Origin of the sequence: Amycolatopsis lurida, assembly GCF_900105055.1 — a bacterium.
Taxonomy (GTDB): domain Bacteria; phylum Actinomycetota; class Actinomycetes; order Mycobacteriales; family Pseudonocardiaceae; genus Amycolatopsis; species Amycolatopsis lurida.
Map to the genome: position 1 here is coordinate 281,355 of NZ_FNTA01000002.1, position 26,089 is coordinate 307,443.

A 26,089-nucleotide genomic window follows, 5' to 3' on the forward strand; every position below is an offset into this window, starting at 1 on the left:
CTCAGGCTTCAGCTTGAGCGTGCGCTCCCCACGGGCCACCAGTACAAGACGAACAACCCTGCTCCGCCGGCCGCGTAGGCGAGCTGGTCGACGCGGCGCGGGATGGAGCCAGGCGTGGTGGGCTCAGCCGCCGAGCCGCTCGAGTTCAACGAGACCCTGGAGCGGGTTTCCGACCGGACCGGTGCTGTCGGCTGCCAGGCCGGCATCGGGCCGGGTGGCGGAACTCTGTGTCGAGACCGCACTGAACACCGGCAACCAGGCGTTCCATTGGGCGAGCAAGTTGTCGATCGTCATGAAGCAGGTGTGCCCGCCGGTGCGCAGGATGATGATCCCCGCCGCGTACACCCGGCCGTTGGTGTCGTGGGTGAAGACAGGGCCGCCGCTGTCGCCCGGCTGGCCGGAGAAGTTCGCGCAGGCGAGCCAGGTGTTGCGGTCTTGGATCCAGCCCGTAATAGTGCCGTACTTGCGGCCGCTGGTCCGCCCCTCGAATGCGATGGCGTTGCCTGGCGTGGTGACCTGGTCAAATATTATTGATCTTGGCCAATAGTGGCAAATATGCCGTTGGATTAAGATTGATCATCGCTGGGCCATCTGACTGGGCCTTGGCGACTCGCCGATCGTCGTCGCGCCTTCACGTGTTGGTGTGGTGCGCCAAGGTCGTGGAACTCGTCGAGCGCTGCAGCCGCACCGGTCGAAGACGCGGTGGCACAAACGAACCAGCAGCGTCCGCTCATGCCGATGAGCGGATGTGCGGATGTGAGGAACTTGTTCACGTATCCGTCACAACCTGGTTGTTCTTTATGTCGGTGACTTGCGGAGTGTGCTGCGTAGTGCGCGGCGGGCGACCGGGCCGAGGTCGTTGATCACTTCGACGAGAACTGCCAGGCGTTCTAGGGCGTCCAGGGCGGAGTGCGCGCCGGCGGGTTCGATGCCGCGGGCTCGCGAACCGCCTCCGGGCGTGCGCACAGATAGGGGCGGGCGAGAATCAGGGCAGTCAGGGCGAGACCGATCCCGACGAAGACCGGTGCCAGATGGCCGAGGTCGGTGTATCGGATCGTGCCGTGTACGAGGACCGCGGGGAGGAATCCCGCGGTCGCGGCCAGGGCCAGGGACCACCAGACCCAGGACTCACCCCGGCGCCATCCCCACGCGCTCAGCAGGGTGATCGCGGTGGCGGCGGCCATCAGCGCCCCGCCGAAGCCGGCCCGGTCGTGCGCGATGAACGACAGCAGTCGCGGGTTGGCTGAGCGCAACGCGTCCGGCCCGGCCTGGAGGAATTCCAGGTCGCTGGGTACGAACACCTCGGCCAAGCCGACCGTCGACACGACCGCGCCTCCGATGAACAGTCCGATCCCGGTGCATACCAACAGAAGTTGCCCCACCAGTGCCCTGCGCCACTGGCGTTGCGGTCCCTCCGATCGTATTTTCCACTGTGGTCGAGCCGGGCGGCGTCGGGTGGCGGCCAGGAACATCGGGAAGAGCACGACGGTGACCGCGGTGTGCAGCGGCTCCACGAACCCGAAACCCAGGAAGTAGAGCAACGTGGGAAACCCGATCCACCCGGAGGCGAGGTAGGCCTCGCGGGCCCAGGGCCATCCCCGCCGGATGCCGCCGATCGAGATGCCGACGTAGAGCACGCCGATCGCCACCATCGTCCCGGCCATGGTGATCCGGTCGTGTTGCAGGAAATGCACCAGGTGGTGGTTGATCGCGTGCAGCCGATCCACCCCCATGCCCAGGAACTCGCGGTCGTACCACAGCAGCACCGGTCCGAGGGTGATCGCGGCGGCACCCAGGCCGGCACCGATCATGCCCAGGCCGACCATCAGCCCCCACCACCACGCCGGCCACCGCCGAGGATCCCAGCCGACGTCGCGCACCGAGGGGGCCGGATGGGTGGGTGTCGCTGCCTCGGTCACCCGGGCGAACCAGCCCGGGCCAGCCTGCACCAGCACCGCGCGTGTCGCCAGCACCGCAGTGGCCGGCTCGATCAGCGCTTGGGCGGCCCGCGCCACTGAAGGGGATGACACGTGAACCATGTTCGGGTCGTGCTCGGTCCTGACCGCGTCGACGTGCCGCGCCAACGCGGTCACCACGTCCGCCGCATCCGGCCCGGTAGCGTGCACCACCATCGGGACACGCCGGCCCGCGGCGGCCGCGCGCACCACTGGGACGTCGGCAAGACCGACCGGTGCCACCTCGATCAGCCCGGCCCCCAGTGGGGGCAACGCGCGTACCGCGTCCCGGGCCGTGCTGGGCGGCACCACCGCGCCGAGCCGGTTGCGCACCGGGACGCCGGCGACCGAGCCGGCCAGGTGCGGCGGCGGGTGGCGGTGTCCGAACCCTCGGGCGATCAGCCGACCGCCGCCGGGCAACGATCCGATCGCGGCCAGGGTCCGCAGTGCGGCCCGCTGCGATCGGCGTGTTCCCAGCAGTGCGGCCGCGATCCCGCGCAGCGGTTGATAAGTCCAGTCGGGCATCAGAGCCCCGCCCCGGCCGTCGGTATGGGCGGCGTCCAGCCGAGAATGGGCGCCATGGCGCGCAGGGTCGCGGCGGCTGGGGCCACCCTGGTGGCCAGATCGCGGGCTATCACCGCCGGTGACCAGGACCATTGGGCGACGGTCCCGAGCCGGGCGGATCGGCGGACGATCGCCTGAGTCCGTGGTCGGCGCAAGCTGTCATAGTGAGCCAGTGCTGCCCCGATGTTCGGGGTCGCGTCTAGGCAGTCGGCGAGCGTGACCGCGTCCTCCAAAGCCTGGCAGGCGCCCTGCCCGAGGATCGGATCCATCGCGTGCGCCGCGTCCCCCACCAGTGCGATCTTGCCGCGCACGTAGGTCGACAGCGGCGGCAGGTCGTACACGTCATGACGGAGCACACTGTCTTCGGGCACCGCCGCCAGCAGCGCCGGGATCGGATCGGGCCAGTCACCGAACCGTCGCCGCACCGCGGCGTGTTCACCATCGATGCTGGCGCCGTCAGCGGGCACAGTGGCGGCCCCGAAACAGTAGAACCGCCCGCCCGGCAGCGTGGTGTAACCGATTCGTTCGCCGCGCCCCCAGATCACGGCGCCTTCGGTCCGAAGCTCGGCGAGCGGCTCCGTGATCATGCGCCAAGCCGTGTAGCCGGCATAGCGGGGCCCTTTCGCACTCGGCCACCACTGCCGTCGCAGTTCGCTACGCACGCCGTCCGCGCCAACTGCCAGATCCGCTCGCAGGATCCCGCCCCGGTGCTCGACCACCACGGCCTCACCATCCGGGCGCACGGTGTGCACCTCGCTGCCTGGCCGCAACGACTCCGCCGGCAACTCCTCGACCAGCGCCCGCACCAGGTCCGCCCGGCGCACCACCAGGAGCGGCTGGCCGTGACGCCGCGCGATCTCGGCGTTGTCCATCCTGGACAGCCAGCGCCCCGTGCGATCACGTACACCGCCCGCCGTTTCCACCGAACCGAGCGCACGCACCCGTTCCGCCAAGCCGAGCGCTGCGAGTGCGCTCATCGCGTTCGGCCACAGCGAAAGACCCGCACCGACCTCGGTGAACTCGCCGGCCCGTTCCAGCACCGAGACCCGCCAACCGCGCCGATGCAGAGCCACTGCCGCGGCCAGGCCGCCGATCCCACCGCCCACCACGACCACGATGCGCTCAGCCATTGACCCTCTCTCCTTTTGAGCGACTGCTCAACAGAGGGGAGGATAGGCGGGTTTGAGCGACTGCTCAACCAGTTTGAGGCACATCACCCACCGCTCCAACACCCGAAACGCCGGACGGCACGCCAAGGAAGCGTGCACTTCTGCCGCAAGGCGGCCGAAAGTAGGCCAAGCGCACGCTCATGCCGATGAGCGGACGTGATGGCAGCGCGAGCCAACGACTCCATCACGGCGATCGGGCCCGCCGCGGCCACTCCTGCAGATAGTGTCGTAGGGGTGGTGGTCAACCCCAACGCCGGTCTTCGACCGGAGCAGCAGCGGTGGACATGGGAGCATCCGGCTGGCCCGCGCTGGCTGCTCTGTGGTGACATCGGTTTCGATGACTCCTATGACGACGTCCCGCTGGCGCTGTGCGCGGAGATCGAAGGACTGTTCGTCGACCTTCCGCCCCGGTCGAGGGAGCAGTTCACGTTCGTCGGGTGCGCCCCGGTCGGCGTGCTCGCCGATCTCCTTGACCGGCTGGCCGCTGAAGCACTTGGTACCGAGCGAGCCTGGCTGGGCAACGTCTCTTTGACAGCGCCTACGCCCCCGTCGTGGGGGGAAGATCTGTGCGATGTCGTCGTGCTCGCGCAGCGGCCGAACGCCACGACGCCGGAAACAGTCGACATCGACCTCGACGGATTCGTGTATGTCAACGACCGCACGGATGCAGTGGCACGACCCGGCGGCGTCGACGAGTTCGTTGTCCAGGGCTGGGACGGGACGCCCTACGGCGTCTGCGAGGACGTCACAGGCGTCTTCCGCGAACAGGCCGCGGCACCGGTACCACAGGTCAGACTCCTCGGTTGCCGACCGGAACCCCCATTGCTGGCCGCGCTCGACGCATTGGGCCAGTCGCCCAAGGCCAGCCGGCGCCGCCGCTGGCTCCGCGGCGACGTCCACATGGTCGCCATCGATGGTTCTGCCGGCCGCGTGATCGACGCGGTGGTGTCGGGAACGGTCAGCGCGGCCGCCCCGTCGCGGCTCGGTGCCGGACTCCTGGACGTGAGCATCGACGTGGTCTCAGGAGAACCACTGCCGGCTGGGGTCCTCGACATCCTGGACCAGCGGCGCGCTGGGCGGCCGTCCCGACGGAACCTGTGGGCTGCCTACAGCCGGGAACTCCGGCACCAATGGGCCAAGGTAGCGCTCGGTCACCACTCCAGTGCGCCGGACCCGCCATCCGGCACCACCTACGACCTCGACGGCCGGTTCGTGACGGATATCGAAGGGTTTTACTGCGCGATCGGCGAGGCGATCAACGGCCCCGGCGGGTACTTCGGCTGGAACCTCGATGCCCTGGACGACTGCCTCAGCGGCGGCTTCGGCGCGCTGCCCCCGTTTCGACTGGTGTGGCACGACTCGGCTGTCGCCCGAGCACACCTCGTTGCCGGCTACGACCGGCATCGGCTGCGTCCGGCGACCACTCTGGAGGATCTCCTGACCATTCTCGCCGAGCACGGGATCGAGGTCGACCTGCGCTGAGCCGTGCGTCGACCACTGCCAGGTCGTCTCGGTCCAATCCGACGAAGACCTTTTCGCACGCGGGTCCTTCGCCGGGACGAGATCCATGCTGCGCGAACATCCGCTCATGCCGCGATGAGCACTTCGGGCAGGCGGCCGAACCAACCCACGCAGCCCGGTCGCCGCAGCCGGTCTCAAATTCGAAGACAATTTCCCTGAGATCTTGGCCTTAGGCGCAGCTAGCCACACCCGTGTGTAAGGGTGTCACGCGGATGTCGTGTCCGGCCGGACAGTCTTCGTGAGCCTTGCCATCCCCGGAGGCCATGCTGACTGGCGGCGTCGCCGTCTGGGCAGGCTTGCGCTGGTTCGACGTGGCTCAGCGTTCTGGGAAGGGCGGGGACAGATCGTTCCGCCTGGTAAGGGTGCGTCGGTTCGAAAGTAAGCGATAAGGTTCGTTGGCGGGATCATTTCAACGTGGTTGAGGTGGAAGTATGATCGGCGGTAGTTCTTATGGGAGCCGTCCGGAATACCTTCCGGACTTCATGAACGACCCCCGTGACGGTGACGGCCGGCAGGTGATGAAGCTGGATTTCGCGGAGAACCGCGCGCTGGCGGCAGCGACGCTGGGCAGGTTTCCGGCTGCTACCGGCGACGTGATCGACTTCGGGGCCACTCCGTTCGAAGACCGCCACTGGTGGGACGACGAGGAGCACTGGACCAGGATGGCGGCGGAGCTGTTCTCCTCGTATGCAGAACGGAGTGAGCGGATCGCCGTCATCTGGGGCAACTACCTGATGCCGACCGTGACCATGCCTCTGGATGTCGCGGTGCGACATACGCGGGACATCCTGGACGCCGGGCCGCACTTCTGGATCCACCCGCTTGGCGGGTCGGTGCTCATCGAATGCCTGATGGATGGCCAAGTGACGGTCGTGAAGATCCCGTCAAGCTGAGTGCTGGTCTCCACCGCTGTTCCCGGGCAGACGGCCAAGCGGCAAATACGGTCCGAGCGCCTACACGCGCTGATCGGTGAGCTTCCTACGACCCCTGCCAGTCAGACGTCGATACAATCCTGTCTGCAGCGAGACGTCCGCTCATGCCGCTGACCGCGCTGTCGCGAGGCGCGCATGTGCCGATGTGCGTGTGTTTTCGATGTCGTCGGGCTTCATCCCGAGGGTGAGAGTGGGATGCCTCAGGAGCGGATCGCAGGTTCAGTCCACCGACCGCAACGCTCCCCACGTCAGCTGCTCAACCGCCGGCACCCCACTTCCGTCCCTCAGTACTAGCGCCAGCGCATCATGTAGGTAGGTCCGTTAGCGTCGTGGCGCGCATCGCGTTCGTCGAAACGCCAGTGCGCGAATATCGTTCGTGCACTGGCGGGCGGCGTGGTACGGCGAGCCTCCAGCAGCGATTCGAGCTCAGTGAGGCGCGCAGGTTTCTGATCCCCCGCATCCCACGCTTTCACGTAGAGACGCCAGGCTTCCTGTTCGAGGGCGAGACTCTCGTCGTCGATCGGCCAGACGGAGAACTCATCGCCGTCCTCGAACAAACTGTTCAGCCTGACGAAGTAGTGGGAAACGCCGGAGATGTCGGCGACACCGGTTTGCGGGCCGTCGTAGCGATCGTTTTCCACGTGGACGTGTTCGAAGCCGAGGGAGACCAGCTGCTCCCGCGTGGTGTAGCCGCGGTCTTCCAACGGGACAATCGGGACGGGGTACTCAGTGAACCAGCCATCGGCACGGAAACCGAGCTTGCGGTACACCGGCTCGCTCTCGGCGGACGCTCGGGTCGCCACGATGTCGTATCCGGCGGCGCGAGCACTGTCCACCGCGGCCAACGTTATGGCGCCGCCGAATCCCCGGCGCCGGAAGGCGGCCAGCGTGGAGATGTTGTAGATACCGGCGACCTCGGCGTGCAGGAACAGCTCGCCTGCGCTCACCGGCTCGCCATGGTGGTAACCGATCAGATAGTGCCCCGGGCAGTCCTCGGCGAGGGCGGACGGGACCACACGATCGTAGAATTCGACAACGGTGACGGCAGGTGGATTCCAGCCGGCGGCCAGGATTCGGGCGTAGTCGGCGAGTTCCTCGGGGGTGCGGACCCGGCGGATCTCCAAATCCGGGTGCAGGCCTGGGACGGGGATGTCCGCGGTGTGGGACCACATCGCGGCTTCCCTTTGCCCGGCCGTCAGTTTGACGGAGCCGAACGGCACGTCCGCGGAGTTCGGACCGGCCCGCCACGAGAAGGCGCGGCCGGTCAAACGCAGCTTGAACGCCGTGAGGGAGAGACGGTTCTTCACCTCATCCGGCGCGAAACAAGCGTTCGCGACGATGTTGAAGGTACCGGCATCGCCTTCGATACCGCTGTCGGCGATCATCAGATCGTCGGTTTCCGTAACGGTCATCCCGTCGGTACGGCGATGCAGATGACAGGCATGTTCGGCGAGGTTCGCCTCGATGCGCTCCGTGAGCCCGGCGTACATGGGCTCACCGTACGGTCGTGATCGGCCCCTGACCACACAATTTGCCGCCGGAACTCCGCAGTGACGTGCCATGCTGTCGGACCTTCGTACGTCCGCTCATGACGCGAGTCGCGTCCTGTCGTGCCGATGATCGGCTACCTTGCGGTGGTGGATATCCAGGTGCTGGAGGGTGCGCTGGTCGAGGTGCCGACAGCGACAGGAATGGACCGCCGCGCGTTCGGGGAGTTCGTCGGCCCGCAGGGTGAGCTGGCGTCGTACGCGTCCGGCTGGACGACGGGGTCGGACCCGCATGTCGCTCATCTGTCGGTCGGGATCGGCGCGGGCAACCCTGGCGGCGGAACCTTCCACGCCGTCGTCTTCGAACACGAGGACGGGCATGCGTTCTCGCTGACCGACGACCCGTTCGAGCGGGTGCCGGAGGGTGGCCCGGACCTGACCGCGGACGAGGCGCGTGCCCATGAGGACCTGCCGTTCATCTGGTGGGTCGCCGACCAGATCATGCAGCGCGATCGGCGGGCTTGGTGGATGCGGCACTGGCTTCTGCGCACCACCTGTATCCGGACCCGTGAGATCTTCGAGCGAAGCGAGCCGATTCTGCTTGTCCAGCACGATGCCGAGGACGGCAGGTGGCAGCTCATCGGCGCTTCCGACGCGGACGGCGGCACCGGCAAGATCGGGCATCTGCACCACGCCATCGACGAAGACCAAAGCCTGATCGACACCCTCGACCTGCCACCCGGCGGCAGCGCGACACGGGCAGGCGCCGAAAGTCCCTGGAACCGTCGCCTCTAGAGTCGCAACGCACTCTCATACCGCAAGACTCGCGCCACCCGCCGCCCCGTATCCGTCCAATATGGACATTCGCGCAGGCCGTGGGCCTCTGGCTGGAACCGTTCGGGGTGGTCAGTCGCCCTTGGCCAGCCGGTCGTTGATCCGGCGGGCAAGCTCGCCGGTGAAGCCCGCGGCCGGCACAGTGTGGCCGAGAGCGGTGACGATCGTGTCGAGATGGGTGTCCACCGTGCCTTCGATCAACGTGGTGAGTGTCGCGGTGGTGGATCGGGCCCGGCTCCACCCCACCGCGACGGTGCCGATTCCGGCCAGCGCCGCGGGATACCAATAGATCCCGAGTCCGAGGTACAGCACGCCCCAGCCGACGAGCCTGGTGGCCGACCTGAACTGGGATTCGGCCGCCTGCACTGGAGTGCGGACCGTTTCCGGGACCAGTAACCACAGGCGCGGCCACACCAAGCCCAGATCGAGTCCGTGGTACTGCCCGGCGATCCGGGCGTTCAGCAGCCGGAACCGCTCGCCGATCCAGGCCGGATGCCGTGGACGGTAGGCGGAGACCGGGTCCACCCCCGCCTTGGCCGCCGCTCGATCGAAGAGCCTGCCGCGTAAGGCCACCAGCCCCCGCGCGAGCCAGGCGGCAGGCCCGCGCCACGGTCTGGTCCAGACCGCCTCGGCCAGGCTGCCGACCGCCTGCGCGGCCATGGCGGTCGCCGTGGCACCGACCAGCAGGAAGACAGCCGCCGCGACCGGCAGGCGTGGTGCCTCCCGCACGATCCACCCGGTCACCGAGACGAGGTCGAACGCCGAGCGGTGTCCCAGCCGGGCCGCGCACACCGCCGCGGCGATGAACAGCGCCCCCGGCAGCACGAGGGTCGCGACCCATCGTTCGGCGAGTTTGCCGCTCAGTGACGATAAGAAGGGGTTCACGGCGTCGCGCCCGTCGGCAGCATCGGCTCGTTGTCGAACAAGGCGCAGACAGGCGGGTGCCCGTTGTCGTCTCGATGGTCGTGGCGCATGCACACCTTGCGCGGGCAGCTGTACTCGCCGCGTCCGGTCCGTGGCGGACGAGGGCTCCGCGTGCCGGGATATACGGGCATGCGGTCGGGAGTGCCCGCGCTCCTGGTCGGCTCCGCCGACTCGGCATCGAGCAGGTCGAACTGTCGGCACGCGTCCAACGCCGAGCCACCCGCGCGCACGCGGGAGGCGGCGCGTTCCAGCCGGTCGGTCCACCGGCCGGCGACGGCGGCCTGGCGCAGATCCGACATGGCTGTGCACCACAGAACGAGCGCTTGTCCCTCGTCGAATGCCGCCACCTCGCCCCTCCCTTGTGCCATCCTGAATCGTCTACCGCACCGTAGTGGGTGGCGAGGGGAGGAGTGGGCATCTCGCTCTTGGAACGCATCCTCCGTTGCCTGGAAACAAGCGAATCCGACGAGGTCACCACACCCGAGGCCGTAGCGGACGCCGCTCGTTTGGTCCTGCCCGCCATCGGTACCGATTTGCCTCCCGAGCTGCTTCGGCAACTCGGAATGCTGCACTGGCTGCGGCATTGCGCCCTGCCGCCGGGCGGTATCGGGCCTGATATCCAGGTCTGCGCGGAGCTGTTCGCTCCGCTCGCCGAATCCTTCCCGGGTGTGGTGCCACCACCGGTGCTCGGCTGGCTTCGGGAAAACCACTATGCGGGACTCACGCCCGCGCAACTCGGACCGTTCTACGCGTCGGTGATCACCGACGCCGCTTTGGCGGCCGCGGACCCCGTCCTGACAGACCTGGGGATAGCCGCATGTCGAGCCGCCGTCGACGCCGGCGGTGAGGTCGACCGTCCGGCGCACCTGTTCAACCTGATGACGCTGGCGAACCAGCGCTTCGAATGGACGGCCGCCGAGGCGGATCTGGACGACGCCGTCGCAGCGGGCCGCGCGGCATTCGAATCGGCCGAGCACCCGATCGCCCCGGCGGTCCGGTTTCCCCTCGGGCTTGCGCTGCTTACCCGGTTCGGCATCCGAGGGCGGGAACGGGACCTCACCGACAGCACGGTGCACCTGCGCGAAGTGGCGTCGTCCCTGCCGCTCGGTGACCCGGACCGCGTCGCTTGCCTGTCGCAGCTCGCCTTGGCCTTGGAGACCCATTGCAATATCGGCGGTCCGCTCGCCGTGGTCGAGGAGTACGTCGAGGTGACCCGGGAAGTCCTCGCAAGCTGCGCTCCGGACGACCCGGCATTCGGTGAAGCGCTCCTGTTGCGAGGCAGCGCCCTGCGCGTCAGGTTCGTCCGTACGGGCGATGCCGCCGATATCGCGGAAAGTGTCCGGTACCTGCGGGAGGCGCTGGGGAACCTCCCCGAGGGCAGCGAGTCGCATGTCCCCGCGCTGCTCAACCTCGCAAGCTCGCTCCAGACCCGGTTCTCGTACGCCTCGGCGTTCACCACACCTGATGGTCCCGACGAGGCCGACCTGGCCGAAGCCGTCACCCTGGCCAGGAAGGCCGACGCGGCCGTTGGTGAAAACCACCCGCTGAGGTGGGCGGTCGAGGCCACGCTGGCGACCGTGCTCCGAGCCGAAGGCACGGACCCTGCCGAGGTGACACGGGCGGCAAGAGCGGCCTTGGCGGCTCTGCCCGCGGACAGCCCGCTTCGGGGGACCGCGCTGCTGTCCCTCGGTGAGGCACTTCGCCGCCAGTACCGGGCATCCGGTGGTCAGGCGGTCCTCCGGGAAGCCGTGGACGTCCTTCGTGAGGCGAAGACGGCCGGCGCAGGCGGTCCGCTCGGTCGGACGCCGATGCTCACGGCCCTGTCGATGGTCCTGTACGAGGCGGTCAAACTGGCGGACACCGACGGCGAGATCGATGACGGTGAGCTCGACGAAGCCATCGAGACAACGAGAGCGGCCGCGCAGGACATCCCCGATGACACGGTGATCCGCGGCCAGCAGCTCTGGCAGCTGGCGGAACTGCTGCGGTGGCGTTTCCTGCGCACAGGCCAGGCCGCGAACCTCGACGAACGGATCGAGACGCTGCGGGCGACGGTGCAGCTTGCCCCCGACGCCCCCGCGTTGACGCAGTGTTTGTCCGCGCTCGTGGACGCACTCAGCCTCCGGTATAGCCGCAATCCGGACCCCGCCGACCTCGACGAGTCCGTCGCCGCGTTGTGCCGGATCGTCGAGTCCCTGCCCACGGACGACCCCCGGCTGCCCGACCTGCAGGCGGACACCGCGTTGGCGCACCTGCAACGCTTCGACGCCAGGGGCGAGCCTGCCGACAGGGAGACGGCGACCCGGCTGATCCGCTCGGCGCTCGCCGCTACCGGCGACTCGAGCCGCTATCGGATACTCGGCGTTCTTGCCGCGATCCTCAGCTCGACAGCCACCTCCGAGCGCGACCCCGAGAAGCTGACCGAAGCCATAGAAGCCTGCCACGCGGCGACGCCACCCGGCGCGGTTCCGAAGGTGGCGGTGACCCTCACCCTGGGCAACGCGCTCATATCCCGCTACGAGAACACCGGTGCCGAAGCGGACCTGGAGGCGGCGGCCACGACCTTGCGGTCCGCTTTGGCGCACGCGACCGAGATGAACCGGGTCATGCTCGTGAACAATCTCATCCAGGTGCTCCGCATCCGCTTTTTTCGCCACGGCGACAGAAGCGCCCTAGCCGAGGCGATCGACAGGGGGAAGGCAGCCCTGCGGGAAAGCCCCGACGCGTTGCTGCTGGCGGGTAATGTCGCGGCCGCACAGACCGATCGGTACGAATGGGCCCGCGACTCCGCCGATCTCACCGAGGCCGTCGACGCGCTGCGGTCGGTGCTCGGCCGGGCCCGGCCGGACAGCCCGGATCTGCCGACGTTCCGGTTCTATCTCGGCCATGCCCTCCGGGCTCGTTTCCAGGCCACGGCCTCGATCGCGGATCTGGACGAGGCGATCGCGATGTTGCGGCCAGGCCTCGCTTCGGTCAGATCGCGCGACCAGAAGGTCCAATTCGGCCTGATGCTGGGAATCGCGCTGTCGCTTCACGGGCAGTGGTCGAACGACCAGGTCGCGCTCGCCGAGGCGAGCGAATTACTGCGGGTCGCGGTTGACGGGCTACCAGTGGCGAGCCCAAGCCGGAACACGGCCGGGATCTTCCTGGCGAGCACGCTGCGCCTGTGTTTTCTCAACTCCGGACAAGACATTCTGCTCGCCGAAGCGATCGAGATCGGCAGGGATGTCCTCGCCCGCACCCAGGACGAGGAGGCCAACCGGGTATACGCCCTGATCACGCTGGGCACCCTGCTGGCCCTGCGGTTCGAGCGGACCGGCGACGTCGGGGTGCTGACCGAGTCGATCGAGGTGCTGCGCCGCGGGGTGGCCGCCGCGGGCACGAACAACGCGATAACGGCGAACGCGTTGTCCGAGCTGGCGCACGCACTGCGTGGCCGGTACAGCATCCTGGCGGAGACCGCCGATCTGAACGAGGCCATCGAGGCCGCGGAGCGCGCCACGACCCTGCCGGGCACGACACCGGCCGAACGGAGTGCCCAGTTCACCGCACTGGCCGTCGGCCTGCTGACCAGATCGCTGGCCACCGGCGATCTCGACGACCTCGACGCCGCCGTCGACCTGGGGCGCGAGGCCGCCCGCGCGCCCAACTGGCACGTCGCCTCGGCGGTCAACCTGATGACGTTGGGGCTGGCACTGTGGTCCCGGTTCGATCGGACCGGAACGGTCTCCGACCTCAACGCCGCCATCGACGCGTTGTTCGAGGCGGCGGAGGACGCCCATCCCGGGCACATCATGCGGCCCATCATGCTGACCAACCTGTCCAACGCGCTACGCACGCGGGCGGGTCTGCTCGGCTCTGTCGCCGACCTCGACGCCGCCGTGGACGCCGGGCGATCGGCCGTCGCGGCCGCGCCGGCGGACCACCCGGCGGTGTCGATGTGCCTGATGAACCTCGGGACCGCGCTGCACCTCCGGTACCTGGAAAAGCAGGACACCGCGGACCTCGACGCCGCGGTCGCGGCCTTGAACGAGGCGGTGGACCGCAGCGCGCCCCGGAGCCCGAACCGGAGAGAGATCCTGATCAACCTGGCGGGGCTGCTGCGCACCCGCCGTGACCGGCGTCCGAGCCGGGACGCACTGGACCGGGCCGTCGCACTCGTCCGGGAGGCGATCGCGATCACCGACGTCACGCACTCGATGTACCCGCTGTGCGTCCTCAGCCTCTCGACCGTGCTGCACACCCGGTACGACCGCGGTGGGGACGACGCGGACGCGGCCGAATCGATCGAATCGGCCAGACGGGCGATAGACAGCATGACCGCCGGTGACCCGCGAGTCGCGGTGGCCTGGGTGACGCTGGGAAGGCTGCACGAGCGCAGGCGCGACGTCGACGCTGCGGTCGCCGCCTACCGAACGGCGGTCGAATCTCCCGCTGCCGCACCGACGTATCGGGCGGCCGCGGCCAGATTGTGGGCCGAGACGGCCGTCCGGCATCGTGATTGGTCCTCCGCGACGGAGGCGTTCGGCGTCGCTGTCGCGCTGCTGCCCCATGTGGCCTGGCACGGCATCGAACGCGACGCGCGCGAGCGCAGGCTGACGATGTGGGAAGGCCTGGCGAGGGTGGCCGCCGCCGCGGCACTGGAGGCCGGTGACCCCGGCCGGGCTGTGGAACTGCTCGAGCAGGGCCGCTCCGTGTTGTGGTCGCAGGCACTGCAGACCAGGGACGACCTGTCGATGCTGCGGGAACGTGACCTCGCGTTGCACGATCGCCTGCGCGCCGTGGCGGCGAAGCTGGCGGCCACGACCGCGCCCGACATACCGGAGGCCGCCGCCACGACCGATCCGTGGAGCGACCCGAGCCAGCGTATGCAGTCCGACCGGATCAAGCTGGCCGAGGACTGGGACCGGTTGCTTGCCGAAGCACGCGCCTTGCCCGGACTGGAATACCTCCTGCGGATCCCGCCGCTGGCCACCCTCCGCGAGGGCCTGCCCGACGGTCCCGTCGTCCTGCTCAACGTCGACGAAGCCCGATGTGACGCCTTGATCATGCACGGGGACCGCGACGTCGACCACGTCCCGCTTCCTGATCTGTCGTACGTGGAGGCCGGACGACAGGCAGAGGGATACCTGCGGGCGTCGAAGCTGCTGGAAAACCCCGGCGACCTCGCCACCACCGGCGCCAAACAAACGGTGCACGCGACCCTGGAATGGTTGTGGGACACTGTCGCCGAGCCGGTGCTGACCCGGCTGGGCTACACCGGGCACGATGAGCCGTTGCCACGACTGTGGTGGTGCCCGACCGGATCGCTGACCCTGCTCCCGCTGCACGCCGCCGGTTACCACGACCCGGCCGACACTCCCGCCGGGCGCACGGTGATCGACCGCGTGGTGTCGTCCTACACACCGACACTGCGCGCGCTGGCGAAGGCGAACACCGCGAGCGCGGTCAAGCCCGCCGACCGACGGATCCTCGTGGTCAGCATGCCGGAGACCCCGCCGGTTCCCGGCAGCCCGGCCATGTGCCCCCTGCCCGGCGCCCGGGCGGAAGCCGAGTTCGTGTCTCGTGCGCCCTCCTTCAACGGCACGGTCCGTGTCGCCGACACCGCCACCCACGCCGCGATAACCGCCGACCTGCGCACCCACGCCTACGCACATTTCGCCTGCCACGGCGGGCAAAACCTGCGGCAACCGTCAACCGGCAGCCTCTACCTGTGGGACAAACCACTGAGCGTGCTCGAGGTAGCCGAACTGGATCTCGAGCACGCCGAACTCGCCTACCTGTCGGCCTGCAGCACGGCGATCGGCGGCACGGATCTGCCCGACGAGGCCATCCATCTCGCCGCGGCGCTCCAGCTCGCGGGTTACCGGCAGGTGATCGCGACCCTGTGGACCATCACGGACCGGACCGCGGCCGAGGTGGCCGAGGCGATGTACACCGGACTGCTCGGACCTTCGGGTCTGCGTCTCGACGACACCGCCCATCTGCTCCATCGCACCGTGCGCGCCTTGCGCGACTCGGCCCCCCGCAACCCGGCCATCTGGGCCCCATACGTCCACTTCGGACCGTGAAGCACGGGTGCACGCCTCGGCCCTCTGGCGGCGACCCCGGCCGGGCCACCGTGGGCGGGGTGTCCGCCGGAGCGGGCTCGGTCGCCGCCCTGCTGACGATGAAGTCTGCGCGCGGCCTGTTCCGGCGGGCCATCGCCCATTCAGTGCCGGGGCTGCACAGCACCCCCGCGCTGGCACGGCAAGTTACCGCCGCGTTCGCGGACCGGCTCGGCGCGGCGCCCCCCACCGCCGAGGCCCTGCGCGACATCGACCCATGGCACCTGGCCGCCGAGCTCACCTCCTTCAACGCCGGCCTCCACTCGCACCGGGAGAGCTGGGGACGCCTCACGGAGACCGGCACCGCGCTGGGCCCCGTCGTCGACGGCGAGGTCCTCTCGAAAACGCCCTGGCCCGCGCTGACCGGCGCGCGCGAGCGGGACCGAACTGCTCGTCGGCCACGCCCGCGACGAATTCCGGTACTTCAGCGTCATGAGCGGACGGTACGGCACCTTCACCGAGGAGGACGCCCACGCGGCCCTGGAACTGCACGCCCCGCGGCCGGACGGCACGCGGGCCTACCGAGCCGCATTCCCGGAGGAGCTGGTGGAGACGGTGTACTCCGACGCCCTCTTCCGCATGCCGTCACAGAAGCTGGCCGAGGCGAACGCCGCGGCAGGCGGCACCTCGTACCTGTTCGAACTGTGCTGGGTCGCCCCGGCCCTCGGCGGCGTCCTGGGCGCCTGCCACAGCCTCGACCTACCCCTGGCGTTCGGCACGCTGGACAGCCCGGTTGGCACCCAGCTCATCGGCGAGGAGCCCACTCCCGAAGCCGTCGCGCTCTCCCGCGAACTCCAGGAGGCATGGGTCCGCTTCGTCACCACCGGCGACGCGGGCTGGTCCGCCCACCGGCCCGGCGGGCACCTCACCCGCGTGCTGGACACCGAGTCGAGGACTTTGCCCTACCCCGAACAGGTATCCCGCCAGATCTGGGAAGGCCACTTCCCCGCCCCGTTCGATCTCCCGTAATCGTCCGGGTGGCTCCTACGACGGTGACGCTGCCCCGACCCCGGTAGCGGTGGAACCGTGGTAATCGATATGCGAACCCGCAGGCCACCGGACTTGCCGCCGGACCGGGAAGCCGAGGCTGTGGCGGCTGGCCGTCGCGGCACGCGACGATCGAGGTCGTCTGCCCGGACCGCGATCAGTCCTATATCGACAGTGTCGAAATCGTTGCGTCGCAAGCGCGTCGGAGATTCACATTTCGATGCCACCCCTGAGCAGGCGGTGCTTGTGCGAGCCACGAAGCGCCAAGTCGGCACAATCGGCGAGCAATCGGGGCGAGACTCAGCGCCCGGTACCAGCACGCCTGCGAGTCGGTACCGGTACCGGACGCTGATCAAAGGCCTTACAGCGTGGTCGGCTCAACCTCGGCTACCGATCGAATGAACGCGATCATGCGCGAACGCAGACCCTCACTGCGCTCCTTGATGGCGTCCTCGACCGACGAGTCGATGGATTGGCGCACCGGCTTGCTGCGAATAATCGCCATGCAATCGAGATCAGTGCACAAGTGAAGCCCGCGGGCGCTGAGCCGTCGACGCTTGTCCCGGGACGAGCGTTGAGCGGTGAAGAGCGAAACCTCGTTGAACCGGCGACTGGACCGGCACAGGTCGCACATCATCGCGCGCGACGCGAGAAACGCGTGATTCGGGGCTTGGCGCAGAAGCACGCCGAAAGCCTGATCATCGGTCGCGGTGACAAGATAAGCCCGTTTCGGGGCGCGCAGATCTCGCCATCCGAGGTAGTCGATCTCGTGCCACGACACGTCGTCGAACCAGGCCGGTAGCCGAACCCTCTTCTCAGCTGGTTCCAGGTTCACGATCGCACCGCGCACCTCGTCTCGGGTTATGGGACGCATGGCGTTCTCCTCGCAAGATCGCACCAGAGGTGCAGGAGTATTGGTAGAGGTCAATGGCCCCGAGCGCATCGGCTTTCGATGACGAAGCCCCCTCGGGACGGGCGCAGGAGACCGTCACGGCGCCGACATACCGAAACACGACATTTTCGGGAAACGGGTTATCGACCACCGTGCGGCCTCGACACGGGCCGTCATAAGTCCGCGACTCGACACGCCGGCACCACTCGACACGGGCGCAAGAGTGACAGCACTCCAGATAACAAGAAATGCGCTCGCGAACGATTCAGCGGCATGCGTTCACACGAACGCGCATAAACGCCGAGAGCTGTACACGTCGGCCAAGAATTGGCACACGTGGAAAGTCCCTATCAGGACATGCGGCTTCTCGATCCGGTGAGATGAACAGAACCGAACGATAACCGAATCTCATGTCTCTGTACGGATCACCGCCCCAAGCGACTCACACGATCGTGACGCGACTTGACGGCTGTCCGGGACATAATTCACCACTTTCCACCTGAGTCTCGTACACCACGTCGCCCGACATAGAGCCATGTTCGCAATTGCCTGACGCGACCGCACCAGACCGACCCGGCTCATACGAGGAGACTTCTGGCAGTGTACCGCAGCAGTCAATATCGACGTACAACCTCCGCGCTCGTGGAAATTTGCGCGGAACCGCCACCTTCGCGACATGCGGCGTCTCTCCACCACGACTCGAAGACGAACTCGCCGACCGGCAACGACCGGGTCGTCTGCAGTCAGTGGCAGCCTCACTCAGGCGCATCAACCCCGCCGTCATTGGTCACGGCCCCGAGAGTGCCGCCGACGAGTGGGTTCTGGTCGAGCACAGCGGCAATTCACTCCGCCCGGCGGTCGTCGCGCGCCTTCCTCGTAAGCGACCTGCTGACGTAGACCAGTCCGCCGGCCAGGACCACGATGTCGTCGAAGTACACCGGGTCAGGCAACAAGTCGAACGGGAACACCGTGTAGGCCAGGGAAACCCAGTAGGCGACCTTGGTCGGCACCGGCGTGCCCGGCTGATGGACCTGACGATGCTTCCGCACCAGTTTGACCACAAGGAACAGCGCGACCAAGACGAGGACGATGACCACCACCACGGCCACGACGCCGAGTGTCGTCCACAGAGACTCCATGTGATCCTCTCTCATCAGGTCACGCCGAGGCGGAGGCCGAAAGGCGGGCGGCGAAATCGACGGCGCCGTCGCCGGACAGGCGAGGGAGAGCGGCCAGGCGGCCGGCGCAGACCAGCAGCAGCGCGCTCATCGGGCCGTGGACCTCCGGACCCGCGCCGGTGGACCAGGAGATGTCGGTGGCGGTCAGCCGGAACCCGGCCACCTTGCGCGCCGCCGGAAGGGGAGGCGGCCAGCGCATGGACAGCACCCGGTCTGCGGCGACGGCCGCCGCGTCCGGCGGCATCTCGTGGCGGAGGCCCAGGGGGATGGCGATGTCCTGGGCGTGGATGAGGATGTCGGCGAGCGTTTCCAGGTAGGTGACGCCGAGGGTGTGCCGCCGCGAGCCGGCCGTCGCGCGGATCTCGGCGGTGATCCGGGCGGGCGGCAGTTCCGCGGCGCGCCGGCGGGCCGCGTCCTGAATGGTCCGGTCCATGCTGCCGCGCCAGTGGGCCATCGTCGCGATCAGGTCGCGGAGGCCGAGCTGCTGCAACGTCAAGTGCGCGGCGACGTCGCGAACGGTCCAGCCGTCGCACAGCGACGGCCGGCGCCACTGGTCGTCGGACAGGTCGTCGAGCAGGTCTGCCAGGCTGGTCCGCTGGGTGGCGATGACCCGCCAGATCGCGTCGCGGTCCGGCGCCGGTCGCTTGCGGGTCATATCGGGACCTCCTCGGTGCGGGGGCGGACGACACTCGTCACGAGCGCCGCGACAGCGGTGGGGACTGTCCGGTCGCGAGGGCTGGGCAGCGTGGCCCTCGGTCGCGCGTGTGGTTCGCCAGGTGGGACGGCGCCGGCCATGGGGGCCTCGTTTCGGGTAGCGGCGGGTCAGTACTTCCAGGTGATGCCGGTGCCGCGGTATTGCTCGACGGGGATTGGTGCGATTCCGTTTCGCATGTGGTCGGTGTAGAGGGTGCCGTGGAGGTGGTCGATTTCGTGGGCGGCCAGCCGCGCGACACCGCGCTCGAACACGGTGATCTTCGTCTGTCCGTCGATGGTGGTGTGCTCGACATGGATCACGTGCGAGCGCGGGACTTGGCCGCGGACGTCGAAGAAGGACAGGCAGCCCTCGTATTGTTCGTCGGTGTCGCCGCCGCTTTCGATGATGGTGGGGTTGAACAGGGTGATCGCTTCGCCGTCCGGGGTGCGGACGATGGCGGCGGCACGGTCAATGCCGATCTGCGGGGCTGCGATGCCCATGCCTTTGCCGAAGGTGTGGGCTTGGGCGACTCGTTCGCGGGCGGAGTTCAGTGCGGTCACCACGCGGCGGGCGTCCTCGGCCTCAGATGGGAGGTCGAAGCTGCGGGCGACGCGGCGTAGCGCGGGGTCGCTGTCCTGGACGATGCCGAGCGATGCCATGACTTCGCTCGGTCTCGGAGCCGGGCCGTCGGTTTGTGCGGCGCGGCCGCGGAAATCCCATTCGAGCCGGTAGCGGGCGTGCAGTGGTGGGTCTTCGCAGGACCAGGGGAAGATGTGCCGGTCGCCGGTGTCGTCGCGGCCGATCGCCGTGGCGAAGGGCATCGCCTGTGCGGTCATCGAGGTGTGCAGGCCCCAGACTGAGGCGGCGAGTCCGGCGGGGAAGTCCAGGCACACCGACAGGGTGCGGGTGGGCAGCCGCACGGCGCGTTGGAACCAGTTGCCCCAGTGTTCTTCACTGACGGTGTACTCGTACTCGATCCAGCAGGATTCCCCGGGATACAGGGGAAAGTGTCCGTGCGTGCCGGAGAAGAGCAGCCACACTTCTTTGAAGGCGTCCCGGTCGTGGTGGGCGGTCCAGTCCATCGGGTTCGCGCGGCCGCGGCCGTGCCAGGCGTGCAGGTCGATCTCGTCCCAAGTCAGCGGGTTTTCGGAGTAGAGCTGGTTGGAGCGTTCCGGGTCGCCGGGGTAGCGGTCGACGGAGATGCGGATCAGGTAGCGGGTGATCGGCTCGGTGCCGTGGTTGACCAGGTGGCGGCGTTGAGTGAGGCGGTAGACGCCGTTCTCGTAGCGCAAGGTCTCGTCGTCGTGGTCGACCACCAGGCTCCCGGTCCCTGCCGTGGCGTCGGTGATGGGTGGCACCGCGGGGTGGGTCCGGACGGGGCGGTGAGCCTCGTAGGCGCGGAAGGCGGCGAGCAGGGCGCCGCCGGCGCGGAGTGCGGCCTCGGCGTGCCTGGCGAAGGCTTCCGACGGCCGTTCCGTGCCGGAGAGCACCTTGGAGACGTAGGACCGGTCGTAGCCCATGGCCTTGGCCAGCGCGGCGCGGGAGAACCCGCGGACGTCGCGCCAGCGTTCGAGCTCGATGGCGAACACGTTCACTTCGGCATCCGGGTTGCTGCCGTTGGTCGTGCCCGTCGTCATCGTCGCTTCCGCCATTCGGGACCGTGAGTGTGCGTGAACCCACCGTGAGTCGCTGCTTAGCCTAGAGGCACACCGTCGGGGCGGGGTGTCCTTCCTGCGGGGGCACGACGAAAGGGGATGCGATGACGGGCGTCGGGGAGCGAGCGAGGGTGGTGATCCGCCTCTATGGCGGGGACGGATGGCGTCACGCTTATCGCGCCATCGATTGGGCAGGTGAGGGCTACTACCAGGTCCATCCAGTGTGTAACCAGGTGTTCGGGTACCGCCTCACCCACGTGGTGGGCATGGTCGGGTCGAGCAGCTTCCCTGGCCTCGGCAATTCGTTAGCTGCTGTGCTGAACGCACAGAGACGCCGGTCCGAGGGTGTTGCTGGCGATATTGTTTCGCGAAGTGTCGGGTTCCCAGCGTTGCTTCGACCGTACTTTCCGTCCTTCGATAAGCGGACGAGACAGTCGAGTTCGGCCTCGATGGCGTGACGTATCAGATCGATTTGTCCGCGGACAACGCGGAGAGCCTTCGGGACGTCCTGGATCAGTACGTCGAACACGGTCGCCGGGCAAGGGACGTAAACGCAGGGTGGCCCCGGCTGCTGCGGCTGTAGCTGCTTTGTCGCCGGTGTCCAAGGCCCCGACGTCGGCCGATCGTGAGCAGAACCAAGCCATCCGTGCCTGGGGCCGCAAGAACGGGTTCTCGGTGTCGGATCGTGGTCGGATCCCGTCCGAGGTCGTTGAGGCGTTTCACAAGAAGAAGTAGCGCAGCGCGTCGGTCAGCAGACCTTGATGGGGGACTTGACTCCCATCAAGGGCTGCGGCCGTCACGTAGGACGCTGGGTGTCTGGTGTGGACACCGGCCGCTCGGCGTGATCACACTTCGGTCTGCTGGTCGTGCCTGGACGAAACCTTGGCGTTGACCGAACCCTCCGAGCAATCGCTGGCGAGTTCTACCGCGGACCAGACGCGGCATTCGTATCGTGCGTTTCGACCGCGAACCAGATACCGCTGCGAGACTTTGCGGGTCGGAGTCGGCCCATCAGGTGGCAGCGGAGTTCGCGGCCGAACTGAGCTAGGTCGGCGCGGGCGGCCCCACGCGCACGTGACCCGTCGTCACAGCGACGATTCGGACATCGGGCCCTGCGCCTGACCGGGTAGTGTATGCATCTTCCGCGAGAAGGCTCTTGGGGGACACGATGAGCATGGATCACGCCGCACGGGTGGCCGCGTCGGTGGACAAGGTCTCGGTGGGGCGGGTGTATGACTATCTGCTCGGCGGGACGCACAACTATGCCGTCGATCAGGCTTTCGCGGAGCAGCAGCTCGCGGTGTTGCCGGAGATCCGGGACTTCGCCCGCGCGAACCGGGCGTTCCTGGGCCGCGCGGTGCGGTTCATGGTCGCGCAGGGGATCCGGCAGTTCGTGGACATCGGCTCCGGCCTGCCGACGCAGGGCAACGTGCACGAGGTCGCCGACGAGGTGGCACCAGGTGAATGCCGGGTGGTCTACATCGACAACGAGCCGATCGCCCAGGCACACGCGCAGATCCTGCTCGAGGAGACCGCGGACCCGAACCGGCACGCCGCGCTGGACGCCGACTTCTTCGACCGGCGCCAGCTGTGGGACCGCGTGCTCGACACCGGCCTGATCGACCGGACCCAGCCGATCGGGCTGCTGCTCGTCGCCTTACTGCATTTCATGCCCGACGAACAGAACCCGCACGCCGCGCTCGGCTTCCACCGCACGATGCTTCCCCCGGGCAGCTTCCTGGCGGTCTCCCATATCCACGTCGCGCCCGAGGACGTCGAGACACAGAACGCGGGCAAGAAGGTGGCGCAGGAGTACGGGCGCCGGACCAACCACACGGCGATCATGCGCTCGCGGGAACAGATCGGCGAGTTCTTCGGGGACCTGGAGCTGGTCGAGCCCGGTCTGGTGTGGCTGCCCCAATGGCGCCCCGATGCCCCGAACCCGGTCAAGGATGCAGCGCGATCGCGCGGTCTGGCCGGAGTAGCCCGCACCCACTGAAAACTCGTTCTCGGCCCGGTCTGGGCCAGCTCAGGTTCAACCCTCTGCGCCGCAGCGGGGTGGTCTTGAGCAGGGCAGGCCGCGCGGCGTCGACGGCGTCATAGTCAGGATATGCCGCGGCGAGGACTGCCTCGGTGAGCGGCTTCAGCCCGATCGACATCCGACGCGCGTTCACGCCCGGCGCGTCGTCGAGCGGACACAGCCGGCGCCATCGTGCTCGTCACCGGACGGCAGTCGCTCGGTCTGCCAGGAGAGCAGGTAGTCCCGGTATTTCCGCTGCCTGTGCCTAGGGAGGGCACCGCACTCGGCAGTCTCGCCGGAGACGAACTCGAACGAGCGTCGACCACACGCTCTCCGCGCGGAAGGAGGTTGTCGACAGGGTCTTGGGGGAGGGACGACGTGGGGTGCGGTCCGGTGCTCGACAGTGACAGCCACGTCCAGGTTCTGCCTCTTCCAGAGGCCGGTCGACTGGATCCGTGGGGCATGTCTGTCGATTGAGGATGCTCGTGGTGTTCGGGCTGTACTGCCCGGCGTATACGCGCTGGTCGCCCGTGTACGCCAGATGATCACCGGACACTGTGGTTCAAGGTTCTTCATGCTCCGCCCCACGCAACTGAACCGTGTGCGACGGCGACGCTGAGGTAATTCTGTCCGCCGAAATCCACGACTTCGGTAGCGACGCTCCGCCCTCGTTTCGCGCACAGCGTGGACCCCCGGTGCTCAAGGCGTCCGGAAGACCGCTATTGAGCGGCCGACTACGAGGACGGTGCTCCGGGGCGCCGGGTGTCTGTCTCGGTGTCGGTGGACGCCGGTGACTCGAGGTCAGCTTCGGATGTCAACTCGCTCAGCAACTTGTCATATATCGGTGTCGGTATGGCCGTACTGCTGGCCATCGTCTCTCCGTTTCGCTTGTCGCACCTCGTTCCCAGTGGCGCGTAGTAGCCCAGGAGAGTAGGACGTGGCTGACCCGGTCTCCCAATTCGGTGCCCCCAGATGGGGGGACACGCGGATGATGTATCACCCGGTCGAAAGACGCGGATGAGCTCAGCGTCGGCGGATTGTGGCCAGATCGCGTGATCGCGGTGACCTCGAGGTCAGCCGGTCCTTCATCGGCTGCTCCGGCCTGCTGGTTCCCATCCACCGCGCCATTCAGGTCTGTGAGAGCCTGACAACGAGGTGGCCGTTGCAGTGTGGGAAGGACGTTCATGCACGAGGAGCACTCTCTCTTCACGCGGGCCGCGGAGCTGGCTGCCGAGTATGTGGCCGGTCTTGGTGACCGGCCTGTCGCGCAGCTTGTCGACCTCGCGGTCTTACGGCAGGCCTTCGGCGAAGAACTTCCCCGGGAGCCCAGCCCTCCGGAAGCCGTCATCGAGGAACTCGCCCGCATCGCCGAGGAAGGGCTCGTGGCCACGGCGGGTCCGCGGTTCTTCGGGTTGGTCATCGGCGGGGCCTTGAGGTCCGCGGTCGCGGCGGACTTCCTGGCAGCGGGATGGGACCAGAACAGCTTCAATCCCGCTCTGTCACCGGCAGCGGCCGCCGCGGAGGACGTCGCCGGCAGGTGGCTCAGGGATCTCCTGGGCATTCCGGCCACCGCGTCGACTGGATTCGTCACCGGGGGCCAGGCGGCCAACACGGTCGGGCTGGCGGTGGCTCGTCACCACGTCCTCGCTCAAGCCGGGTGGGATGTCGAACGGGACGGTCTGGCTGGGGCGCCCGCGCTCCGGGTTGTCGCAAGCGCCGAGCGGCACGCGACCATCGACCGCTCGCTGAGGTTGCTGGGTATCGGAACCCGGGCTATCGAGGTGGTGGCCGCAGGTCCGCAGGGCGCGATCGACGTCGAAGATCTGGCCAGGGTGCTGGCCGCGGGCGAGGGTGGCCCCACGATCGTCTGCCTGCAGGCGGGGAACGTGAACACCGGTGCCTGCGACGACCTGCGCGCCGCCTGCACACTCGCGAAGGGTCACGGTGCCTGGGTCCACATCGACGGTGCCTTCGGACTCTGGGCCGGCGCCAACCCCGCGACAGCGGCGCTGGTCGACGGCCTGGAGCTGGCCGACTCCTGGGCGTGCGACGGACATAAGTGGCTGAACGTCCCCTACGACTCCGGGTTCGCGTTCTGTGCTCACCCGGCGCTGCACGCCGAGACCATCGCCTACCGCGCTCCCTACCTTGCCGGCTCTGCCGAGCTCTCCCGAATGGGCGACCTCACGCTCGAGGCATCGCGTCGCGCACGTGTGTTCGCGGTGTGGGCGGCCTTGCGGGAGTTGGGGCGCGACGGTGTGGCAGACCTCGTCGACCGATGCTGCAGGCTTGCGCGGCTGTTCGCCACCATCCTCGCCGAAGGTGGTGCCGAGATCGCCAACGACGTCGTCCTGAACCAGGTGCTCGTCGGGTTCGGCGACGATGACCGCACCGACGCGATCATCGACGCGGTCCAACGAGACGGCACCTGCTGGCTGGGCGGCACCACCTGGCGCGGTAGTCGTTACCTGCGAATCTCGGTCTCCAACTGGTCGACCACCGAGTCCGACGTCGAGCGCTCGGCCGCGGCGATCCTCCGGGCGGCAGCGGCGCACTGATCGGCTTTCGGCTCGACACCGACCGGCAATCAGAACTCGACGCCACAGCCGTGTGGGCTGAGGCGTCGAGGTGGCCCGGGGCGAGGAGTTGATCGCTGACGCGAGCGGTCTGGAACGTGAAGATGACGGGCTTGTTCGCAGCGTGCGAAGCACGATTCGCGAACCGTGTCCTCCGTGCGCAGCCGGATCCCGTGGGGTACTCAGTCGTCGATTCGGGGCAACGTCGCGAACGACGTGGGACCCCCTGGGCCTTGTACCGGCTCCGTCCGAAATACCGGGGCCCGCTGTTGCCCGACGACCATCGAGGGGACAGAGCCGGTTCCCGACACTAGGATCGTCACCTGTGACCGTCGATCTATCGTTAGTGGTCGGCGACGCGGCCAGAGCGTTGTACCACCCGGGCATGCGGGCACGGACCGAGCACGCGCTTCGGAAGTTCGCGCCCCTGCTCGGCGACAACCCACGAGCTATGAAGCTCTTCGTCAACACCTACAGCGTCTTTCGGGCGATCAGGACACTGGAAGGGAATACCGTGGAGCTCGATGTCTTGGCGCTGTGGTGCATCGTCAGAGTTCGGTGCCGAGCCTGTTCGACCACCTTCAGACGATCCCA

At 68.1% G+C, this 26,089-nt stretch carries 17 protein-coding genes and 2 pseudogenes; 9 read left to right on the forward strand and 10 right to left on the reverse strand.

The genetic code is table 11. The features are described 5' to 3' along the window. Positions 1 to 123 precede the first annotated feature (123 nt). The 3 genes from BLW75_RS01425 to BLW75_RS01440 form a co-directional block, all read right to left on the reverse strand. Positions 124 to 345, reverse strand: a complete 222-nt coding sequence (locus BLW75_RS01425; protein ID WP_034307879.1) for a hypothetical protein — start codon at positions 343 to 345, stop codon at positions 124 to 126. Positions 346 to 890: 545 nt separating this feature from the next. Beyond that, positions 891 to 2,480 carry a serine/threonine-protein kinase gene (locus tag BLW75_RS01435; RefSeq protein ID WP_091596504.1) on the reverse strand — a complete coding sequence of 530 codons (1,590 nt, stop codon included), beginning with the start codon at positions 2,478 to 2,480 and terminating at the stop codon, positions 891 to 893. Further along, positions 2,480 to 3,649, reverse strand: a complete 1,170-nt coding sequence (locus tag BLW75_RS01440; protein ID WP_034307877.1) for an FAD-dependent monooxygenase — start codon at positions 3,647 to 3,649, stop codon at positions 2,480 to 2,482. Before BLW75_RS01440 ends, BLW75_RS01435 begins: the two co-directional genes overlap by 1 nt. Positions 3,650 to 3,847: 198 nt before the next feature. On the opposite strand from BLW75_RS01440, the gene BLW75_RS43335 reads away from it, so the two are divergent. Together BLW75_RS43335 and BLW75_RS01450 are read left to right on the forward strand one after the other, a co-directional pair. Next, positions 3,848 to 5,170 carry a barstar family protein gene (locus BLW75_RS43335; protein WP_241783387.1) on the forward strand — a complete coding sequence of 441 codons (1,323 nt, stop codon included), beginning with the start codon at positions 3,848 to 3,850 and terminating at the stop codon, positions 5,168 to 5,170. 557 nt (positions 5,171 to 5,727) lie between these two features. Further along, positions 5,728 to 6,102, forward strand: coding sequence for a hypothetical protein (locus tag BLW75_RS01450; RefSeq protein WP_244175771.1), 375 nt, complete (start codon positions 5,728 to 5,730; stop codon positions 6,100 to 6,102). Between the two features lie 329 nt (positions 6,103 to 6,431). Here BLW75_RS01450 and BLW75_RS01455 read toward each other — a convergent pair whose 3' ends face one another. Further along, the gene (locus BLW75_RS01455; RefSeq protein ID WP_198935685.1) at positions 6,432 to 7,631 is read right to left on the reverse strand and encodes a GNAT family N-acetyltransferase; all 1,200 of its coding nucleotides are present in this window, start codon (positions 7,629 to 7,631) and stop codon (positions 6,432 to 6,434) included. A 126-nt stretch (positions 7,632 to 7,757) separates the two neighbouring features. Here BLW75_RS01455 and BLW75_RS01460 point away from each other — a divergent pair, with 126 nt between their 5' ends. Continuing rightward, positions 7,758 to 8,423, forward strand: coding sequence for a hypothetical protein (locus BLW75_RS01460; RefSeq protein ID WP_241783385.1), 666 nt, complete (start codon positions 7,758 to 7,760; stop codon positions 8,421 to 8,423). Positions 8,424 to 8,534: 111 nt separating this feature from the next. On the opposite strand, the gene BLW75_RS01465 is transcribed toward BLW75_RS01460, so the two are convergent. Next, positions 8,535 to 9,347: a hypothetical protein gene (locus BLW75_RS01465; protein ID WP_034307872.1), complete on the reverse strand. Its 813-nt coding sequence runs from the start codon at positions 9,345 to 9,347 to the stop codon at positions 8,535 to 8,537. Further along, positions 9,344 to 9,685, reverse strand: a complete 342-nt coding sequence (locus tag BLW75_RS01470; RefSeq protein ID WP_091596507.1) for a hypothetical protein — start codon at positions 9,683 to 9,685, stop codon at positions 9,344 to 9,346. Before BLW75_RS01470 ends, BLW75_RS01465 begins: the two co-directional genes overlap by 4 nt. 111 nt (positions 9,686 to 9,796) lie before the next feature. Between BLW75_RS01470 and BLW75_RS01475 the strand changes: the two genes are divergently transcribed. From BLW75_RS01475 to BLW75_RS43890, 3 genes and pseudogenes are all read left to right on the forward strand, one after another. Next, a complete protein-coding gene (locus BLW75_RS01475; protein ID WP_034307868.1) occupies positions 9,797 to 15,457 on the forward strand; it encodes a CHAT domain-containing protein in 5,661 nt (1,886 codons plus the stop codon). A 59-nt stretch (positions 15,458 to 15,516) separates the two neighbouring features. Beyond that, positions 15,517 to 15,795: pseudogene (locus tag BLW75_RS43885) on the forward strand (carboxylesterase/lipase family protein); the annotation flags it as partial. A 130-nt stretch (positions 15,796 to 15,925) separates the two neighbouring features. After that, positions 15,926 to 16,462 carry a carboxylesterase/lipase family protein gene (locus tag BLW75_RS43890; RefSeq protein WP_277814940.1) on the forward strand — a complete coding sequence of 179 codons (537 nt, stop codon included), beginning with the start codon at positions 15,926 to 15,928 and terminating at the stop codon, positions 16,460 to 16,462. A 379-nt stretch (positions 16,463 to 16,841) separates the two neighbouring features. Here the strand turns inward: BLW75_RS43890 and BLW75_RS01485 are convergent, their stop codons facing one another. From BLW75_RS01485 to BLW75_RS01500, 4 genes are all read right to left on the reverse strand, one after another. Further along, positions 16,842 to 17,354: an FBP domain-containing protein gene (locus BLW75_RS01485; RefSeq protein ID WP_034307866.1), complete on the reverse strand. Its 513-nt coding sequence runs from the start codon at positions 17,352 to 17,354 to the stop codon at positions 16,842 to 16,844. 860 nt (positions 17,355 to 18,214) lie between these two features. Further along, on the reverse strand, positions 18,215 to 18,511 hold the full coding sequence (locus BLW75_RS01490; RefSeq protein WP_034307862.1) for a YkvA family protein: 297 nt from the start codon (positions 18,509 to 18,511) through the stop codon (positions 18,215 to 18,217). A 19-nt stretch (positions 18,512 to 18,530) separates the two neighbouring features. Next, entirely contained in the window at positions 18,531 to 19,205 is a 675-nt protein-coding gene (locus BLW75_RS01495) for a maleylpyruvate isomerase family mycothiol-dependent enzyme (RefSeq protein ID WP_034307860.1), read from the reverse strand. Positions 19,206 to 19,372: 167 nt separating this feature from the next. Continuing rightward, positions 19,373 to 20,881 carry a peptide deformylase gene (locus BLW75_RS01500; protein WP_034308050.1) on the reverse strand — a complete coding sequence of 503 codons (1,509 nt, stop codon included), beginning with the start codon at positions 20,879 to 20,881 and terminating at the stop codon, positions 19,373 to 19,375. A 439-nt stretch (positions 20,882 to 21,320) separates the two neighbouring features. Here BLW75_RS01500 and BLW75_RS01505 point away from each other — a divergent pair. From BLW75_RS01505 to BLW75_RS01515, 3 genes and pseudogenes are all read left to right on the forward strand, one after another. Then, positions 21,321 to 21,634 (forward strand): annotated as a pseudogene (locus BLW75_RS01505) (histone-like nucleoid-structuring protein Lsr2); the annotation flags it as partial. Between the two features lie 439 nt (positions 21,635 to 22,073). Beyond that, positions 22,074 to 22,898 carry an SAM-dependent methyltransferase gene (locus BLW75_RS01510; protein WP_034307857.1) on the forward strand — a complete coding sequence of 275 codons (825 nt, stop codon included), beginning with the start codon at positions 22,074 to 22,076 and terminating at the stop codon, positions 22,896 to 22,898. A 1,205-nt stretch (positions 22,899 to 24,103) separates the two neighbouring features. Beyond that, positions 24,104 to 25,477 (forward strand): pyridoxal phosphate-dependent decarboxylase family protein, encoded by a 1,374-nt coding sequence (locus BLW75_RS01515; protein ID WP_034307855.1) that lies wholly within the window; start codon positions 24,104 to 24,106, stop codon positions 25,475 to 25,477. The last annotated feature ends 612 nt before the right edge of the window (positions 25,478 to 26,089 follow it).

Bases quoted from the DNA above. Each gene is read 5' to 3' on its own strand.
- BLW75_RS01435 (WP_091596504.1), bottom strand. From the start codon at position 2,480: ATGCCCGACTGGACTTATCAACCGCTGCGCGGGATCGCGGCCGCACTG.
- BLW75_RS01440 (WP_034307877.1), bottom strand. From the start codon at position 3,649: ATGGCTGAGCGCATCGTGGTCGTGGTGGGCGGTGGGATCGGCGGCCTG.
- BLW75_RS43335 (WP_241783387.1), top strand. From the start codon at position 3,848: ATGGCAGCGCGAGCCAACGACTCCATCACGGCGATCGGGCCCGCCGCG.
- BLW75_RS01450 (WP_244175771.1), top strand. From the start codon at position 5,728: ATGAAGCTGGATTTCGCGGAGAACCGCGCGCTGGCGGCAGCGACGCTG.
- BLW75_RS01455 (WP_198935685.1), bottom strand. From the start codon at position 7,631: ATGTACGCCGGGCTCACGGAGCGCATCGAGGCGAACCTCGCCGAACAT.
- BLW75_RS01460 (WP_241783385.1), top strand. From the start codon at position 7,758: ATGATCGGCTACCTTGCGGTGGTGGATATCCAGGTGCTGGAGGGTGCG.
- BLW75_RS01470 (WP_091596507.1), bottom strand. From the start codon at position 9,685: ATGTCGGATCTGCGCCAGGCCGCCGTCGCCGGCCGGTGGACCGACCGG.
- BLW75_RS43890 (WP_277814940.1), top strand. From the start codon at position 15,926: ATGAGCGGACGGTACGGCACCTTCACCGAGGAGGACGCCCACGCGGCC.
- BLW75_RS01485 (WP_034307866.1), bottom strand. From the start codon at position 17,354: ATGCGTCCCATAACCCGAGACGAGGTGCGCGGTGCGATCGTGAACCTG.
- BLW75_RS01490 (WP_034307862.1), bottom strand. From the start codon at position 18,511: ATGGAGTCTCTGTGGACGACACTCGGCGTCGTGGCCGTGGTGGTGGTC.
- BLW75_RS01495 (WP_034307860.1), bottom strand. From the start codon at position 19,205: ATGACCCGCAAGCGACCGGCGCCGGACCGCGACGCGATCTGGCGGGTC.
- BLW75_RS01500 (WP_034308050.1), bottom strand. From the start codon at position 20,881: ATGACGACGGGCACGACCAACGGCAGCAACCCGGATGCCGAAGTGAAC.
- BLW75_RS01510 (WP_034307857.1), top strand. From the start codon at position 22,074: ATGGATCACGCCGCACGGGTGGCCGCGTCGGTGGACAAGGTCTCGGTG.
- BLW75_RS01515 (WP_034307855.1), top strand. From the start codon at position 24,104: ATGCACGAGGAGCACTCTCTCTTCACGCGGGCCGCGGAGCTGGCTGCC.